Here is a 17,900-nt window from a genome sequence, read left to right as displayed (position 1 = left end):
TACGGGAAACCTCAAGTCTAAAATTAAACGCACAAAAAAAATCCGAAAAGAACATTTAGAATGTTTCTTTCGGATCTTATATTATTTAATTCAAATTGGAATTTAGATTTTAAAAATACTAAACCGCTACTCCAGATTTTGCAGTTTCAAAATTCCCTTCTAAGTGAGCCGCATTTGCTCTTCCACTCGGATCTTGATTTTCCTGCCATTTCGGAATCCATTTTCGAACCGTTTGCGCAGCACTAATTTGCGGATAATATTTATGAAAAATTGATCTGTATAAATAAGCTTCTTTTGTTGTTGGAGAATTATAAGCAAATTCAACACTTGCTCCCGCCAATTGCTCATCAGTAACCTGACATGAACAATGCTCGATTAATTCATCAATCCAATTATATCCAACTCCATCCGAAAATTGTTCTTTTTGACGCCACAAAATATCAGCTGGCAAATATGGATTTTCAGGCGTATCAAATGCTTTTCTTAAAATGTATTTTTCGACACCGTCATATTTTTTTGGTTGCTTTTCTTCGGGTCTAATGCGAATAGTAGCATCCAGAAATGCAGTATCCAAAAACGGAACTCTTGTTTCTATTCCATTTGCCATTGTTGACTTATCGGCACGCAATAAATCTGCTGTAAATAATTTTTGAACCCTTTCGATAGTTTCCTTCTGAAATTCTTCTGTCGAAGGTGCATTTCTAAAATACAAATGTCCTCCAAAAATTTCATCGGCTCCTTCTCCCGAAAGAATTGCTTTAATTCCTTTTTCAGCAATAGCTTTAGACAATAAATACATTGGAACACTCGCCCTCACCGAAATTATATCATAAGTTTCGATATAGTAAATTATTTTTTCCAAAAGCCCAATTCCGTCTTCAACAGAATAATGAATTTCATGATGTTCAGTACCTAAAAATTCAGCTGCTTTTCTTGCCGCTTTCGCATCTGGCGCATCAACATCCAAACCAATTGAAAAAGTCTGTAGTTTTTTACCACTATCAGCAAATGAACGAGAAGCAATTGCAGCAATCAAAGAAGAATCTAATCCTCCCGAAAGCAATACACCAACTGGAACTTCGCTCATTAAACGTTTACGAACAGCTTCAGTAAAAGTATCTCTGATTAAATCTAAATCAAGTTCTTCAACAGCATTTTCATAATCCTCATATGCAGGTTGATAATACTTTACAAACCCTTTTTTTGGTGTATAATAATGTCCCGGAGGAAAAGTCGAGAATGTTTTACACTGATCAGCGATTGGCTTCATTTCAGACGAAAAATAAATTCTTCCTCTTTCATCCAAACCATAATATAAAGGTTTCACCCCAATAGGATCACGTCCAGCAATATAGTTGTCGCCATCTACTACCACAAAAGCAAAATCGCCATCAAGCATATTACAAAAATCATTTCCAAATTCTTCGTACAAATGCACAATTACTTCTGAATCTGATTTTGTTCTAAAGGTATGATTCTTAAGAACCGTATCTTTTAATTCCTGATAATTATAGATTTCTCCATCATGAACCATCCAGGCTTTTTTAGTTCCCTGAATAGGTTGTTTTCCAGACTTCAAATCAATAATTGACAAACTTTCATGACTAATTATGCTGCCATTTTCCATAATTTGCAAATCACTTTCATCAGGACCACGATGCGACATTCTTTTAGAAAGCTCTTTTACGAGTTGCGGGTCTTTTCCTTTACCAATAACGGCTAATAATCCAGACATACTATTCTATTTTTTATTTATTCTGTTTTCAGGTCATGCCCCAAATGACATGTACCGGGTATAAATCACTGTAATTTTCAGTTTTCTGAAAATTAAATCCTACTTTATTTTGATAACTTCCTTATAATCAAACTAGATTTTTTCTATTTCGACGAATGTCAAATATAAAAAAGTTAAGTTAAATAATTACCAAAAAATATTTTTAAGTGACTGAAATTATATAATTTAACAATTTAAGACAAGAAAAACGTCCTCATAAGAGAACGTTCTTCTACAATATATAACTAATTCTAATAATTCAATTTTTATGCTTTCGCGTAAGCATCATCGTGAACACTTGCTACAGCTCTTCCAGATGGGTCGTTCATGTTTTTGAAAGCCTCATCCCACTCCAAAGCAATTTTTGTACTACAAGCCACACTTGCTTCCTGAGGTACACATAATGCTGCTGCATCACTTGGGAAATGTTCTGCAAAGATCGAACGATAGTAATATTCTTCTTTAGAAGTTGGCGTTTGCAATGGAAATTTATATTTCGCATTTGCCAATTGTTCATCCGAAACTTCTTTGGCTACCACTTCTTTCAAAGTATCAATCCAGCTATATCCTACTCCGTCAGAGAATTGTTCTTTTTGTCTCCATGCTACACTTTCCGGCAACATATCTTCGAATGCTTTACGAACAACCCATTTTTCCATTGGATGTTCTTTGTTGATCATTTTATCTTGCGGGTTGATTCTCATTGCCACATCCATAAATTCTTTATCCAAGAACGGAACACGACCTTCAATTCCCCACGCAGCCAAACTTTTGTTTGCACGTAAACAATCGTACATGTGTAATTTACCTAATTTACGAACGTTTTCTTCGTGAAATTCTCTTGCGTTTGGTGCTTTATGGAAATATAAATATCCTCCAAATAACTCATCAGCACCTTCACCAGAAAGAACCATCTTAATTCCCATTGATTTAATAACTCTCGCCATTAACCACATTGGAGTCGAAGCTCTAACTGTAGTTACATCATAAGTTTCTAAGTTGTAAATTACATCACGAACTGCATCTAAACCTTCCTGAATTGTGAATTTGATTTCGTGGTGAATCGTTCCAATATGTTTTGCTACAATTTGAGCAGCTGCTAAATCCGGAGAACCATCTAATCCAACCGAAAAAGAGTGTAATTGCGGATACCAAGCATCTGTTGTATCATCTGACTCAATACGTTTTTGTGCAAATTTTTTGGCTACAGCCGAAGTAATAGAAGAATCTAAACCTCCGGAAAGTAAAACTCCATAAGGAACATCACTCATTAATTGTCTGTGAACCGCCGCTTCTAAAGCTTCTTTAATCGCAGGAATACTAGTTTCGTTGTCTTTTACTGCATCATATTCAGTCCAGTCTCTTTTGTACCATTGTACAAATTCACCGTCTTTACTAGTCATATAATGTCCCGGAGGAAACAATTGGATTTTTGTACAATATCCTTCTAAAGCTTTCAATTCAGAAGCTACATAAAAAGTTCCGTGTTGATCCCAACCAATATATAATGGAATAATTCCCATATGATCACGAGCAATAAAATACTCATCTTTCTCTACATCATAGATTGCAAATCCAAAGATTCCGTTCATTTCATCTACAAAATGAGGTCCTTTTTCTTTATAAAGTGCCAAGATAACTTCGCAGTCACTTTCAGTCTGAAAGTTATATTTTCCAGCAAATTGTTTACGCAATTCTCTGTGGTTGTAAATTTCACCATTTGCAGCCAAAACCAATTTTTTATCTTCTGTAAATAAAGGTTGTTTTCCTGAAGCTGGATCCACAATTGCCAAACGCTCATGCGAAAGAATTGCTTTATCATTGCTATAGATTCCGCTCCAGTCTGGTCCACGGTGACGAATGATTTTAGACATTTCTAATACTTGAGGTCTTAATGTTTCGGCTTTTTGTTTTAGATCAAAGGCACATACGATTCCACACATAACTATATATTTTTTATTTAAATTTTATTTTGATAGGGCAAAGATGCATTAATGGTTATAATTGAAAAACATAAAATACTATTTCAGTTATAATTTAAAACCATAAATTTATTTTTACATATAAAATGTAAAATTTTAACACTAAAAAAAGCCTCAAACTTGAAAATTTCAATTTCAAGCTTAAACAAAGCACAAAACGCAAGGTTTTAAACAGATCTTTAAATTAAATCTCATGATATTTTAAAATCATTGAAAGATTCCCAACAAGAAGAAAGAAAGCAGCCGAAGAATTATTGTTTATGTCAATCTTGTCATTCCGACCTAAGGAGAAATCACACAAGAAACTCGTCAAAGATTGGCGATTTTTCTAAACGTAATAAACCCGACAGGTTTTAAAAACCTGTCGGGTTTGCTATAGAAAATTTCTACGTGGCTTTGACTTCGGTCAGTCTGACAAGATTGTGTGTTTAGCTCGCAAACCTTTGTCAAAGTTTTAAACTTTGACAAAGGTCGTAACTTACTAGTGTAGTCCCTACGGGACAATTCCGTCATGGAATTATTATTTTTTCTACCAATATTTAACTCCTAACGAAGTTTTAAAAAAAACTAATGAAGAAATATATCTCGTAGAGATTAAATGTTGGTAAAAAATAAAAAGTGCTTGGTAAAAATTGTCCCGGAGGGATTACACAAAAAGCAAACTACAAAACACTCTCAATAGTATAATGCGTCTTATTAATTTCAAATTTAAACCCAACATTATTTCCCATTAAATGAGAACCAAGCGGAGATTGTGGCGAAAGGGCAATAACATTTATACCGTCTACAGCAATTTTAGGAAGTGCCACACTTACATATAAATAAATTCCGTTTGCTTTTACCAAGCTGCCAGAAATAATATTTTCAGTTGTTTTTGAAGCGTCAATTTTATCTAAAATCGCTTTTTGAGTAATTGCTTCTTTTAATTTATTCGTTAGTTTTTCCTGCTCGATATGCATCATCGACAAAGCCGTTTCGTGCTTATCGCCAGCCGAACCTTTAGCATCATTTTTAGAATCTTCGGTCAAAGCCGAAATCATGTCTCTAAAAACATCTATTCGATCCTGAACCATTTGCAAGTAATGAGAATGTATTTTTTGTTTGAATTCCATTTTTTTTTAAAGTACTGAGGTTCTAAGTTACAAAGGTGCAAAGGTTTTTTACTTCTGCAATCTTTTTCAACACGAATTACACAAAATTAACCGCAAAGCACGCAAAAGTTTTTATCCTGGATCGCGCTTAATAAACGCAAAGTTCGCAAAGCTTTGTATTGAACTAGCTTTGCGAACTCTGTGTTTTATATACATAACGCAAGAAAAAAATCTTTTGCGTACTTTGCGGTTAAATCTCCCTTAAAAATCAAATTTATAATTTCCTCCCACTAAAACCTGAAATCCTTGTACAGGATAATTCAACCATTTTTCGTAAGCCTGATTTCCAATATTATTAAGCTTCAGGAAAAACGTTAAGCGCTCATTATATTTATATCCTACGTGCGCATTGGCATCAAAATAGCTTTTTAGCGTTGTAACAACCGGATCAACTCCAGAATTCAAATTCGATTGCATATCCTTACGTTCTCCAACAAAGAAAACATTCAAACCAGCGTACCATTGTTTTGTAATATTTACATCAAGATTTGAACTCAATTTCATCGAAGGCAAATTCCACGCTTCCAAACCGTCGAATTTGTAACTATTAAAAGTTCCGTTAATTCCAAAAGAAACATTTTCTGAAAAATCAGCTTTTAATTCTCCATAAAAACGAAACGTTCTCACATCATCATAAACAACTCCAAAAGAGTTTCCGTAAGCGTAGTTTTCATTTGCAAGATCTTCTGTATAATCATTGCTTTTAAACAAAGCCTTATCTTTTTCATTCAAATAAGAACCAGTCAAATTATAGCTTACATTGTTTGCTAATTTCCCTTTTAAACCTGCAAAAACAGTATATTGATTACTTGTTGGTCTCATGTTTAAAGTTGGTGATAAAAATGGATTTTCCGTTACAAAATCAGCATAAGAGTTTTGATTTAAAGCACCATAAACTCCCGTATAGAAAATCATCAAATCGCCCACTAATTTATAAGAAGCATTTACTTTTGGATAAATATAAAACTTGTTTCCGCTGTTTTCAGAATCCAAACCATAATACAATCCAGCTCCCAATTCTAAAGTCCAATCGTTTTCATGAATCACAAAACTAGGCTCAATTCCAAAATTAGTCAAACTGTATTTTAACGGTTCAGTATTATTACGAGCATAATTATTTTCGAAAGATCCACTTACGTGATCAATAATTACATTCGTATTTATCGATTGATCCATAACATCTACTTTGAAAGTAGGTTTTAGATAAAAACGATTTTCTGAAGAAGAAAAACTATCCGAAAAATGCGTGAATTTTGTTGCTATTTTGCTAAAAATACCTTCATTAAATTCGATATTTCCGCCTAAAGCAATTGTATTATAAGAGTGATTTGCATTAATTCCTCTAATCAAATCTTCTTGTTGCGCCGGCGGCAAAGTCATACCAAAATCAGCAGGCAAACCGTACCAATTATACAATTGATTTTGATATCCCAAATCAACATTCCAAGACATATCACGGTTATTTACACCATAACCAACATTTAACGCTGTATCATAAAATTCATCATTTAAATCTACGCCGCTAATTCCGCCCTGAGAAGAATGATGGCGAAACATTCCCGCCACATAATCATTATTTCCTAAATCCTGATTTACGAATAATTCAGCATTTAAAGTACCATAATTTCCAACTCCCAAAGTCGCGTAATTATTAAACAATTTTTCTTTTTTAGCTTTATCCACACCTTGTGCATTTCCTTTTGAAGGCGTGAAAGTTGAAGCCACCGGAACCGACAAAATACTGTATTTTATAGTTTCTTTAGGCTGATTTCCTGAATCGTCAAGCGAAGGTGTTTCTTTCACTTTAAATGCATCTGAAATTGTTGGCGAATACGGTTTTACCACATTCACGGTTTCTGTACCAATGCTTTCATTTTTCTTCTGTGAAAACGAAAGCTGGACAACAAACAATAGTAGTAAAACAATGATTTTATTCTGGCAATTAATCTTCATATATTTTCTTTTTTTTAGAGAATAGAAAAAAGAGCAAAGAAGAAAGACTTCTCTCTTATTTCTGGATTTTCTCTATTTTTTTATTCTATTATATTTTAGTCTTTGCTCTAGCTTCTTGACTCTATTTTCTATATTCTATTCTCTTTATTCTAACTTCTTTCTTCTAAAACTAAGCTTCCCACTCCCCTTTTGCAACAAACTGAGCTTTTCCTCCTATTTTTATATCAAAGTCATTTTCGTTTAAACTTCCTTTGAAATAAATCTGAGATGGACGATCGATATAATCTCCCTGATAATTAATCAGATCAATTTCAGGTTTATGATATTTTAAAAGAAAAGCTTGTAAACACGTACTTGCGCTTCCTGTTGCAGCATCTTCAACCAATTGATTGTGTTCTATGCACAACATTCGGCTAAACAATTTTGAACCTTCTAAATAATAAAAGTATAAACCTCTATGATCTGTTTTGCAGTTCTTTTTCAGCCAATCATCCGTTTTATCTTTGTCTAAAACCAGATTTTCTAAGGCTCTTTTACTACTTAATCCAACCATTACAAAGGCGCTTCCGGTTGTTACTTCCTGAATTGGAAATTGATTTTCGAAATCGTGATTTTTTAAATTACTGAAAACACCAAAATCTTCTTTCGAAAAAATATCCCAGAATTTTGGTTGTGCGGCTTTAAGCCAAATCAAATCTTCTGTTTTATGAATTGCAATTGGTCCAATCGGAACATTCAACTTTAAGTTTTCAGGCGAATTCTCAAATATTTTATTCATCAAAACCCACGAAGTTCCAATTATCGGATGACCCGCAAATTGCATTTCATGCGCTGGCGTAAAAATTTTAATCTCTGCTTTATTATTTTCTAAATCCAGCTTGGTAATAAAAGTGCTTTCAGCAAAATTAATTTCGCGAGCAATCTGCTGCATTTGTTCTTTATTCAAATTTTCCGCATCTAAAAAAACCGCCAATTGATTTCCGGCATATTTTTTATCAGCAAAAACATCGATTATATAAAAAGGTAAATTCATTTTTTTCTTTTTTTTTGAGAAAATAGAGTATAGAATAAAGAGAATAGACTTTCAATCTTTGCTTTTCAATCTATATTCTTTACTCTGTAATCTTTTATTCTTATTGTTTTTTCAGAAAACAGATGAAAGAACAAAAAGAAAAGACTTCTCAGCAATCTTTCATCTTGCTTCTTGTCTCTATCTTCTATATTCTATTTTCTATACTCTTTACTTCTTACTTATTAATAGACGAATTCGTTTTTGATTCCTCTAACTTAATTGCACTTAATTCCGTTTTAGCTTCTTCGACAACATCCGGATAATCTGTAAAATTGTTGATTACGTTATCCAAAATGTAAGTTGCCTGATAACTGTCTTTTAATCCGTAGAAGTTTTTCGCCATCAAAACCAAACTCTTCGCTCCATAATATTTATAAGCCGAATAGTTTTTGGCCAACTTCTGAACTGAAACATTCGAAGCATCAAACTTGCCTTCTTTAGTTTTAAAATAAGCATCATAATACAACGCTTCTGCTGCTAATTCTCCTTTTGAAGTTGCCGATAATTTCGCGTAAGCAGCTTTAGCTTTAGCTTCATCACCAGTTTGCATTGCCGCACGCGCTACGATAATTTGTGCATCAGATTTTACATTTGCATCGGCTTTTGCGTTTTGCAACACTTTGTCTGCATACACAACCGAATTATCGTAATTTTTTTTGTCATAATAACATTTCATCAAATTAGCTTGTGCAAAACTTTTATTCTGAGGAAAATCGGCTTCGTTTTCTAAACGTACCAAAACCGGAATCGATTTGTCGCAATCTTTTGCTTTTAAGAAAATTTGCCCCAAACGCGTTAACGCTTGTTCTGTAAATTCACTTCTTGGCTGATCGATTACATATTGATAATTTGAAGTTGATTTCGTTTCTGAACCTTCTGCAAAATACAATTGTGCCAAATAAAAATTAGCTTCAAGCGCATGAAGTCCTGACGAAAATTTAGCGATATAACCTGCAAAACCTGTAATTGCCTGTTTGCTGTTATTTTGACTGTATTGTTTGAAAGCTGCATCATAAGTATCATTATCCAATTCAGCATCTGTAACCGAAACAAAATCCAGCGTACGAACCCAAGTTGCATATTCATCGACTTTTCCGGAATCAACATAAATCAATCTCGCTGTAGAAACTGCCTCTAAAGCTTCCGGAGTTTTTGGAAATTCTGCTGCGACTTTTTTGAATTTAACCAAAGCCTGATCATCACGATCTGAGTTGTAATAAATCAAACCTTGTCTCAAAATAGATTTCGACGTAAATGAACCGTTTTTATATTCAGAGATTAACTGATCGTAAGTTTTAAGCGCCTGATCATTTTTCTTTTCAGCCACATAAGTATTTCCCAATTCGAATAAAGCATCATCACGATATTCTGATTTTTTATACATCTGAATGAAATTATTCAATTCATCAATTTTCTTATCATTTTTAGACATAAAACCATATGAAATTGCTTTTTGAAATTGAGCATAATCCGCATCAACACCTTTTGCTTCGATCGCTTTTGCGTAAGCTTCATTTGCAGCACTATATTTTGCACTCACAAAACGGCAATCTCCCAAACGTAAATACGAATCATTCAAACGAACTTTATCTTCTTTTGCATTATCAATTTGTGCCTGAAAAGAATTTCCTGCTGAATCGTATTCTTTCAGTTTAAAATAAGTGTAACCAATATTGTAATTGATGTTTTTATACTCGTCAGTAGTTTTGGCTGCAGCCAAACCAGCAAACTGTTTGTAGCTTAATAAAGCATTCTGAAAATCATCTGAAAGATATTCAGTTTCAGCTTTCCAGAAAGTCGCACGAGCTGTAAATTCAGGTGTTTTTTGTTCGCTTATAGCGCTTTTGAACATCTTTCCGGCTTCTTGATAATTTGATTCATTATACAATTCTAAACCTCTGTAAAAAAGTACTTTTTGATATGCCGCTTTATTTTCTGCCGATCTGTTTTTCTCTAATAAAACCAAAGCTTCTTTATAGTTTTTAGTCGAAATATAAGAATCGACCAATAATTTTTCTACCTCAGATCTGCTTGAATTATTTGGATATTTTTTTAAGAAATCAAGTAAAATTCCAGGAACAGTTTGATATGCATTCCCAATATCATAACTCACTTTAGCATAATTTAAAGCCGCATCTTCCTGAATTTGTGCATTAAAATCCATTTCCGAAGCATTTTTAAAAGCATTCAAAGCTTCTTGTTTTTTACCCGTATTTAGATAACTTAAACCTAAATGATAATACGCATTTTGAGCTACGAAATCTTTCCCTTCAATGATTTTATTGAATTGAGAAATTGCTTTTTCATAGTCTTTTTGCTCATAATAAGCATATCCTAATTGGTAAAAATCCGTATTGTTCCACTTTCCTTTTTTACCAGCATATTGCTCTAAAAACGGAATCGCTTTGCCGTATTGTTTTAAATTAAAATAACTTTCTCCAATAATTTTATTCAATTCAGATTTTTCAATAGCATTTGATTTAGACATTGCAGTTTGTCCCAAATCGATTGCTTTTTGGAAATTTCCTAATTTGAAATTCATATCGGCCTGATAATACGACAGCTTTTCTTTGTATTTTTCTTCGCCCGAAACTTCATCAAAATATTTAGTCGCTTCTTTATAATCGTCGCCTTCATAAGCCATAAATCCAAGATAATATTTGGCTTGAGAACCAAATTCAGGAGAATTTACCACTTTATTAAAATATGTAGTAGCTTCTTTTTTCTTTTTGGCATTGAAATAACTGTATCCTTTTTGAAAATTAAACTTATCCGAATCAGATTTACTCATATAACTTTCATCCACTTTGTCAAACCATTGCAACGCTTTTGGATAATTTCCCTGTTCAAAGAAAAACTGAGCAACTTCTACATAAGCCTGATTTTGTTTTGTACTTGTTGGATAATCTTCAACAAATTTTTCCATCAAAGCATCAGCATTTGCTTTGTTGGTTCTAATGGCGCAATTGGCGATGTAATAAGCACAATCTGACTGAACTTCTTCGGTCGTTGCGTTGTTTTTTACATATTCAAAAATAAGTTGAGCCGACGCATATTGTTTGTCATTGTATAAAGCCAGTGCTTTGTCAAAAGTCTTTAAATCGTAAGTATATATAGCTGATTTTTGTGCCGAAACTATGGTCGAAATAAGGATTATATGGAGTAAAAAGAACCAGGAAAGTCTACGCATTTTAATTATATTTAGTATTCAAATGTATCATTTTATAACGTTTATAACGAAACGATTCAAGCATTTATTATGAACAAAAATATAACAACGCATATTCTACAACTCCTGAAATGCCATTTTTCAACCATATAAGTGATATAAGTAATTATAAGCTAGGTGTTTTTCACATTTAGTTATTACTCTAAACTCATATAAGCTTTATTAAATAAAAAAACTTCGTTGCACCATTTACTAAAATGAACTTAAATCACTTATATGGTTTCAATTTTCATTTTAATATTTTACAAGAAATGATTGAAATTTATTTTGAATCCAACCGTTATCTTATTACTTTTACCAATCAAATCAATTTATTATGTCACAAATCGTACTGTCTCTTAAAGAAGTAACTATATATCAGGAAGGAAGAAAAATTTTATCTCATATTAATTTAGATGTTCAACATGGTGAATTTATCTATATAATTGGAAAAACAGGTTCTGGAAAAAGTAGCTTTATGAAAACATTGTACGGTGATTTGCCTTTAACTGAAGGTGAAGGTCATATCGTTGAGTTTGATTTGGCGGCATTAAAAGAAAGTGAAATTCCGTATTTGAGACGTAAAATTGGAATTGTATTTCAGGATTTCAAATTGCTTCCGGATCGTTCTGTAAAAGACAATATGCTTTTTGTATTGAAAGCAACTGGCTGGACAGAAAAAGAAGCAATGGAACATAAAATTGATGAAGTTCTGGACAAAGTAGGAATGAAAGATTTCCTGAATAAAATGCCACACCAACTTTCTGGAGGAGAACAACAACGTGTTGCGATTGCAAGAGCATTGCTAAACGATCCTGAATTTATTCTTGCCGATGAACCAACCGGAAACCTTGATCCACAAACAAGTTCTGAAGTTCTTGAAGTATTGAAAAAAATCAATGCAAACGGTAAAACGATTATCATGGCAACTCATGATTATGCGCTATTGATGAAATTCCCGTCTAAAACCTTAAAATGTGAAGACGAAAGAATTTTTGAAGTCGTGCAACGCAATGTGTAATGCTTTCTATATTAATTCCTACTTATAATTATAATGTTGTTTCATTAGTTGAAAAACTGCATAATCAAGCTTTGGAATTAAGTATTGCTTTTGAAATTATTTGCTTAGATGATGCTTCCGCTTTTTTTACAAATGAAAACCAGCAAATTAATCAATTTCAGAATTGCTCTTTTTTAGTTTTACAGGAAAATATCGGACGAAGTGCAATTCGGAATTTACTGGCGCAAAAAGCAATTTACGAAAACTTGCTTTTTCTTGATGCTGATACAATTCCAGTCCACAAAGACTTTCTATCTAAATATATTTTACAAATAAATAATGATGAAAGAATAGTCTACGGAGGTATTTTGTACGAAAGCGCACAACCATCAAAAAACAAGCTTTTACGTTGGGTTTACGGGACAAAACGTGAGGCATTAACAACTTCAGATCGAAATAAAAATCCTTACATTTCATTTTTGACTTTAAACTTTTTAATTAAAAAAAGTATTTTCTCAAAAGTCAATTTCAATGAAAGTATTCCAAATCTAAGGCATGAAGATACTTTGTTTTCGTATGAATTAATGCAACAAAAAATTGAAGTTATTCATATAGAAAATACCGTTTATCATCTGGGATTAGAAGATAATGAGACATTCTTAAGAAAATCTGAAGAAGCTGTAATTGGATTAAAAAATCTCGTAGATTCTAATTTAATTTCCTCTAATTATGTAAAACTCTCTCATTACTTTTTACTTATAAAAAAATACGGTTTTCAACATATTATTGCTTTTGGTTTTAAAACTTCAAAATCTCTTTTTCTGAGACAATTGTTTAGCAAAAAACCATCATTATTTCTTTTCGATTTGTATCGATTGGGCTATTATTGCACTTTAAAATCAAAATAAATGGCTTTTTTTTCTGTTATAATCCCATTATACAACAAAGAAAATTTTATCGAAAACACGATAAAAAGTGTCTTGAATCAAACTTTTCAGGATTTCGAAATTATTGTGATTAATGACGGATCAACAGATAAAAGCGAAGAGAAACTATTACAATTTAAAGATCTTAGAATTCAATATTTCTCCAAAGACAACGAAGGTGTTTCTATAGCTCGGAATTATGGTGTCGAAAAAGCAAAATCTAATTTCATAACTTTCCTTGACGCCGATGATTACTGGTATCCAAATTTTTTGAAAGTAATGCATGAAGCTACACAGCTTTTTCCGGAGCAAAAAGTTTTTTCAGGAGCAATTGAAATTGAAACTTCAAAGAAAACATTTCCAGCCACATATTCCATACAAAAAAAAGGCGATTTTGAATTAGTCAATTACTTTCATGGAAGTTTAAAAACAACAGCAATTTGCACTTCTTGTGCTGTATTTGATAAAGATCTTTTTAACGAAATTGGTTTATTTGACCCAAAAATAAAAAGTGGCCAGGATACTGATCTCTGGATTAGAATAGGTTTGATATATCCTGTTGTATTCTCTTGGAAAATTCTTGCCCGTTATGTTTATGATGAAAATAGTTTATCTAAAAACAATAACTTTTTAAATTCTAAAATGGACTTTTCAAAATTTTCCGAACTTGAAAAAACAAATGCCGATCTTAAACTTTTTTTAGATTTAAATCGATTTTCACTCGCAATCAAAAGCAAATTAGTTTCGGACAAAGCCATGTTTGACTATTATTATAAAGGAATTGATTTAAAAAAAATTAGTTTCAAAAAAAGATTTCTATTGCAGCTTCCTCCCTTTTTTCTACAATTTTTAATTCAGATAAAACTCAAAATGGCAAACCTTGGAATTGGCTCATCGGTTTTTAAATAACTTAAATTCTTTAAATTCTCTGATATAATCTTCTTCATCAAATTCATCAGAAGCCAGTACAAGACAAACGGATCCTGAAGAAAAATTTTTTAATTCTCTCCAGATTCCATCTTCAATTAACAACCCAAAATTTGGTTTGTTAAGCGTTATAGTCTCAATTGATTTTCCGTCTTTCAGAATTACATCAAAACTTCCGCTCAAAGCAATTAAAAACTCTTGTTGCTGTTTATGAGCATGACCGCCACGTTTACTTCCGCTAGGCACATCGTACAAATAATACACTCTTTTGAATGTAAATGGTATCGCTTCGCCTTCAATAACTGAAAGATTACCGCGCCTATCTTGAATTTTTGGAATTTCGATTAAACGAACATTCTTTATATTGTTCATCCTATTTTATTTGTAGTATTAAATTTTTCCATTGTTTGGCGATAGTTTCAAGAGATAAATGCGCTACGCTTCGGGCGGCGTTATTTTTACAAAAACGAAACAATTCTTCATCATAAATCATTCTTTTAAAAGCTTCTGCAAGCAAAGTCGAATTATAATTTTCTACCAGTAAACCATTAAACTCCGATTGAATAATTTCCTTTGGTCCAGATTTACAATCTACAGAAATTACCGGTATTCCAATCGCTAATGATTCTATTACAGACATTGGAAAACCTTCAAAATGGCTCGTTAAAACAGTATATTTTGATTTTGAAATGTATTCGTAAGGATTTTGCCTTGATGGAATTATTCTCACAAATTTCTCCAAACCTAAATCCTTTATTTTTTTTTGAATAAATTTTAAATCTGGACCTTCTCCCAATAAATATAATGAATATCCTGAATTATAAATTTCAGATTTTAAAAAAGCCTCCAGCATCAAACTGAAATTTTTAACCTTCTCATTAAACCTTCCAAAAAACAAAATGTATTTATCTGATTGAGAAACTTCATTATCGCTTTCGAATTCAGAAATTTCAAAAGGATTGTAGATTGTCACTGTATTCGAAAAATTAAATTTTTCTATAACTAAATCTTCTATTTCTTTTGAGACACAAATTAATTTATCGGCTTTTTGATATATCCTTTTTGATAAAAAATAAGGTCTCGGAAAATAATTTTTCAGATTAAAACTGTGAATTACAAACCATTTTTTTCTATTACCATAAATTAAACTCGAAATAATTTCCCTTAAAAAATGATTCCGCGGACGATTATCAATAATCAACTGAATTTTATTCTGTTTTAGATATTGATGCAATAGAAAACCTTTTTTTATTTTTTTATAAAACGAAAATCTACTGTCTGAAAGCTTTCCTATATTATATAATTTGCCTTGATAATTATAATCAACAACATCATTAATGATTATATTATGAACCTCAACGATATCATCTTCAAGCATCTTGCTCAATAAAGAAGCAAAACGTTCTGCACCACCAGTTGCCAGAGAAGTCGAAACAATTGCTACCTTGAGTTTTGAATTTATCATATTGGCTAAAATATAATATATTTGTTAAATATACATCAAATGAAAATTTTACTGGTAGGCGAATTTAGCCGTTTGCATAATTCTTTAAAAGAAGGTCTGGAAAATTTGGGGCACCAAGTTCTAATTATTGGTCATAATGATGGTTTTAAACAATTTCCTGTCGATATTCTAATTCAAAAGAAATGGGATACAGGAATTTTAAAAAAAATAAAAATCGCTATTTATAAGATCACAGGTTTTGATATTAGTTCTTACTTAACTTATCGTCAGTTTTTAAAACACAAAAAAGAATGTTCCGGTTTTGATGTCGTTCAACTTATTAATGAAAACAGCTTTTATTGCACGTATAAATTTGAAAAAAAGATAATTTCACATCTCTTAAAAAACAATCAGAAATTATGTTTATTAAGTTCAGGATACGATTATTTAAATGTAAAGTACTGTTTTGAAAACCCAAGTTTTAAATCCGTAATTCCATTATACATAAATCATAAAATAGATGCAAAATCTTTTGGAAATGTTTTAAAATTTCAAAAAAACTCATTTAAAAAACTACATCAGTTTATCTACAAAAACTGCAACGGAATTATAGCTTCGGATTTAGATTATCATCTTCCATTGACAGGAAATTCTAAATATTTAGGTTTAATTCCAAATCCGATTAATGTATCAAAAATTGAGTTTAATCCAATAAAAATTGACGATAAAATCATTATTTTCCATGGAATTAATACATCAAATTATTTAAAAAAAGGAAACAATATTTTTGAAGAAGCACTTAAAATTATTCAGCAAAAATATTCAGATAAAATCGACATTATAACTACAAAAGATTTTCCGTACAATAAATATATAGATTTATATAACAAAGCTCACATCTTGCTAGATCAGGTATATTCGTACGATCAGGGATACAATGCTCTTGAAGCAATGGCAAAAGGTAAGGTCGTTTTTACCGGCGCCGAAACTGAATTTATGCAATATTATAATTTAACAGAAAGAGTTTGTATCAACGCCAAACCTGATGTTTATTATCTGGTAAATGAACTCTCGTTTTTAATAGAAAATCCAACAGAACTAATAGCCATTAGTAAACGAGCCAGATTATTTATCGAGAATGAGCATTATTATGTAAAAATTGCTCAAAAGTATTTAGAGACATGGGAAAATAATTAGTTTATAAGTTTTATGTTCTAACTAAAATAAGCTCTTTCTAAAATAAACACAAAGTACCATCAAATAAAGAAAATTATCAAAAGCTTGTGCCAAAACAACTCCTTCAATCCCAAAAATGCGGATAAAATAAAGGCTTGAAAAATATAAAACGGCAAGTGATAACAGTTCTGAAATTATAAAGGCAACGGTCATTTTTTTAGCCAAAAACTGAAAGCCCAAAATCAAAGAACATACTTTAAAAACATCACCCAATAATTGTCCTAAAAACAAACTTTCAACAGGAAGAAATTCGGCTGTAAAAAGCAGTTTTATGATAAAAAAACGTAAAAAATAGATTATCGTAACTCCAATAATAAAAACGGGTAAAATGGTTTTATAATAACTCCAAAATATAGATTTCGTTTCTTGATCTGTTTTAGAATTTGATAATTTCGGCAAAAAATAAACGCTTAAAAGAGTCGAAACAAATAGTAAATAATAAGACGAAATCCTTGTCATTGTTTCCCAATATCCTGCCTGATCTATTCCTAAAGTTTGTATGACATTATTCCTGATTGCCAGAAAAACCAAAGGTCCAAAAACAGCCGAAACCAACGCCATTAAAGAATAAGACGATAAATCTTTGATGATTCTAAAATCGAAAAATCGAAATTTGATTGTATCAAAAAAAGCAATTTCTTTATTGATGAAATAAAACGTTACGAAAAACAATAATGCAGGCGAAATAACAACCGCCAATAATGCTCCTAAAGTTTTAAATTTTAAGATTAATAAAACTGAAACCAATAATCCGATCGTATTACCAATACAGTTAATCCAGATTACTTTTTTGAACTTCCCTAAACCATTAATTACGGCAAGCAAAAAAATTGAAATTGCATACCAAGGCAAAGCCAAAGCCAATATTTTAAATACTAAAGAAAACTCAAAATTAGCACCAAAGATTCTGTTATTCCAGAAAGAAGCCAGAAAAAATAAAAGTCCGCTTAAGACTATTACGAGTAATAATAATGTTATAAAAACTGTGGCAATTATCTTTTGAAGTTCGGTTTTATTCTTTTCGTTTTCGGCAACATATTTTACAATTCCACTTTGAAAACCTAGTGTCGAAACACTTTCAAGCGAAGTCAAAAAATTACGAAGATTCCCAACCAAAGCCATTCCGCTTGGACCAACAAAAATCGCCAATAATTTTGATGTAATTAATCCAATTCCAATTTTTAAGATTACACTCAAACTGTTTAAAGAAGAGATTCTAAACAGGTT

Annotated in this window: 13 protein-coding genes; 4 read left to right on the top strand and 9 right to left on the bottom strand. The window is 31.7% G+C overall.

Going from position 1 to position 17,900, the window contains the following annotated elements; all coding sequences use genetic code 11:
* Positions 1-118: 118 nt before the first annotated feature.
* The 6 genes from asnB (WN975_RS00610) to WN975_RS00585 form a co-directional block, all read right to left on the bottom strand.
* Complete coding sequence (gene asnB / locus WN975_RS00610; RefSeq protein ID WP_337964732.1) at positions 119-1,735, bottom strand: asparagine synthase B; 1,617 nt, start codon at positions 1,733-1,735, stop codon at positions 119-121.
* A gap of 305 nt (positions 1,736-2,040) precedes the next feature.
* Positions 2,041-3,717: an asparagine synthase B gene (gene asnB / locus WN975_RS00605; protein ID WP_337964731.1), complete on the bottom strand. Its 1,677-nt coding sequence runs from the start codon at positions 3,715-3,717 to the stop codon at positions 2,041-2,043.
* A 701-nt stretch (positions 3,718-4,418) separates the two neighbouring features.
* Positions 4,419-4,868, bottom strand: a complete 450-nt coding sequence (locus WN975_RS00600) for a hypothetical protein (protein WP_337964730.1) — start codon at positions 4,866-4,868, stop codon at positions 4,419-4,421.
* Between the two features lie 240 nt (positions 4,869-5,108).
* On the bottom strand, positions 5,109-6,860 hold the full coding sequence (locus WN975_RS00595; protein ID WP_337964729.1) for a TonB-dependent receptor: 1,752 nt from the start codon (positions 6,858-6,860) through the stop codon (positions 5,109-5,111).
* A gap of 169 nt (positions 6,861-7,029) precedes the next feature.
* Complete coding sequence (locus WN975_RS00590; RefSeq protein WP_337964728.1) at positions 7,030-7,893, bottom strand: PhzF family phenazine biosynthesis protein; 864 nt, start codon at positions 7,891-7,893, stop codon at positions 7,030-7,032.
* Positions 7,894-8,107: 214 nt separating this feature from the next.
* Positions 8,108-11,122: a tetratricopeptide repeat protein gene (locus WN975_RS00585; RefSeq protein WP_337964727.1), complete on the bottom strand. Its 3,015-nt coding sequence runs from the start codon at positions 11,120-11,122 to the stop codon at positions 8,108-8,110.
* Positions 11,123-11,477: 355 nt separating this feature from the next.
* On the opposite strand from WN975_RS00585, the gene WN975_RS00580 reads away from it, so the two are divergent.
* The 3 genes from WN975_RS00580 to WN975_RS00570 are packed head-to-tail and all read left to right on the top strand — an operon-like array spanning position 11,478 to position 13,975.
* Complete coding sequence (locus WN975_RS00580) at positions 11,478-12,161, top strand: ATP-binding cassette domain-containing protein (protein ID WP_337964726.1); 684 nt, start codon at positions 11,478-11,480, stop codon at positions 12,159-12,161.
* Positions 12,161-13,048 (top strand): glycosyltransferase, encoded by an 888-nt coding sequence (locus WN975_RS00575; protein WP_337964725.1) that lies wholly within the window; start codon positions 12,161-12,163, stop codon positions 13,046-13,048. Before WN975_RS00580 ends, WN975_RS00575 begins: the two co-directional genes overlap by 1 nt.
* A complete protein-coding gene (locus WN975_RS00570; protein ID WP_337964724.1) occupies positions 13,049-13,975 on the top strand; it encodes a glycosyltransferase family A protein in 927 nt (308 codons plus the stop codon).
* On the opposite strand, the gene WN975_RS00565 is transcribed toward WN975_RS00570, so the two are convergent.
* Positions 13,958-14,365: an FdtA/QdtA family cupin domain-containing protein gene (locus WN975_RS00565; protein WP_337964723.1), complete on the bottom strand. Its 408-nt coding sequence runs from the start codon at positions 14,363-14,365 to the stop codon at positions 13,958-13,960. The two genes, WN975_RS00570 and WN975_RS00565, sit on opposite strands and share 18 nt — an antisense overlap.
* Position 14,366: 1 nt before the next feature.
* Entirely contained in the window at positions 14,367-15,458 is a 1,092-nt protein-coding gene (locus WN975_RS00560) for a glycosyltransferase (RefSeq protein ID WP_337964722.1), read from the bottom strand.
* Positions 15,459-15,497: 39 nt separating this feature from the next.
* Here WN975_RS00560 and WN975_RS00555 point away from each other — a divergent pair, with 39 nt between their 5' ends.
* Entirely contained in the window at positions 15,498-16,634 is a 1,137-nt protein-coding gene (locus WN975_RS00555; protein ID WP_337964721.1) for a glycosyltransferase, read from the top strand.
* A 21-nt stretch (positions 16,635-16,655) separates the two neighbouring features.
* Here WN975_RS00555 and WN975_RS00550 read toward each other — a convergent pair whose 3' ends face one another.
* On the bottom strand, positions 16,656-17,870 hold the full coding sequence (locus tag WN975_RS00550) for an O-antigen translocase (RefSeq protein ID WP_337964720.1): 1,215 nt from the start codon (positions 17,868-17,870) through the stop codon (positions 16,656-16,658).
* Between the last annotated feature and the right edge of the window lie 30 nt (positions 17,871-17,900).

It is taken from the genome of uncultured Flavobacterium sp., from assembly GCF_951805225.1.
Lineage (GTDB): Bacteria > Bacteroidota > Bacteroidia > Flavobacteriales > Flavobacteriaceae > Flavobacterium.
The sequence above is the reverse complement of the archived record's forward strand: the minus strand, read 5'-3'. Positions and strand labels throughout refer to the sequence as shown.

Bases quoted from the DNA above. Each gene is read 5' to 3' on its own strand.
- asnB (WP_337964732.1), bottom strand. From the start codon at position 1,735: ATGTCTGGATTATTAGCCGTTATTGGTAAAGGAAAAGACCCGCAACTC.
- asnB (WP_337964731.1), bottom strand. From the start codon at position 3,717: ATGTGTGGAATCGTATGTGCCTTTGATCTAAAACAAAAAGCCGAAACA.
- WN975_RS00600 (WP_337964730.1), bottom strand. From the start codon at position 4,868: ATGGAATTCAAACAAAAAATACATTCTCATTACTTGCAAATGGTTCAG.
- WN975_RS00595 (WP_337964729.1), bottom strand. From the start codon at position 6,860: ATGAAGATTAATTGCCAGAATAAAATCATTGTTTTACTACTATTGTTT.
- WN975_RS00590 (WP_337964728.1), bottom strand. From the start codon at position 7,893: ATGAATTTACCTTTTTATATAATCGATGTTTTTGCTGATAAAAAATAT.
- WN975_RS00585 (WP_337964727.1), bottom strand. From the start codon at position 11,122: ATGCGTAGACTTTCCTGGTTCTTTTTACTCCATATAATCCTTATTTCG.
- WN975_RS00580 (WP_337964726.1), top strand. From the start codon at position 11,478: ATGTCACAAATCGTACTGTCTCTTAAAGAAGTAACTATATATCAGGAA.
- WN975_RS00575 (WP_337964725.1), top strand. From the start codon at position 12,161: ATGCTTTCTATATTAATTCCTACTTATAATTATAATGTTGTTTCATTA.
- WN975_RS00570 (WP_337964724.1), top strand. From the start codon at position 13,049: ATGGCTTTTTTTTCTGTTATAATCCCATTATACAACAAAGAAAATTTT.
- WN975_RS00565 (WP_337964723.1), bottom strand. From the start codon at position 14,365: ATGAACAATATAAAGAATGTTCGTTTAATCGAAATTCCAAAAATTCAA.
- WN975_RS00560 (WP_337964722.1), bottom strand. From the start codon at position 15,458: ATGATAAATTCAAAACTCAAGGTAGCAATTGTTTCGACTTCTCTGGCA.
- WN975_RS00555 (WP_337964721.1), top strand. From the start codon at position 15,498: ATGAAAATTTTACTGGTAGGCGAATTTAGCCGTTTGCATAATTCTTTA.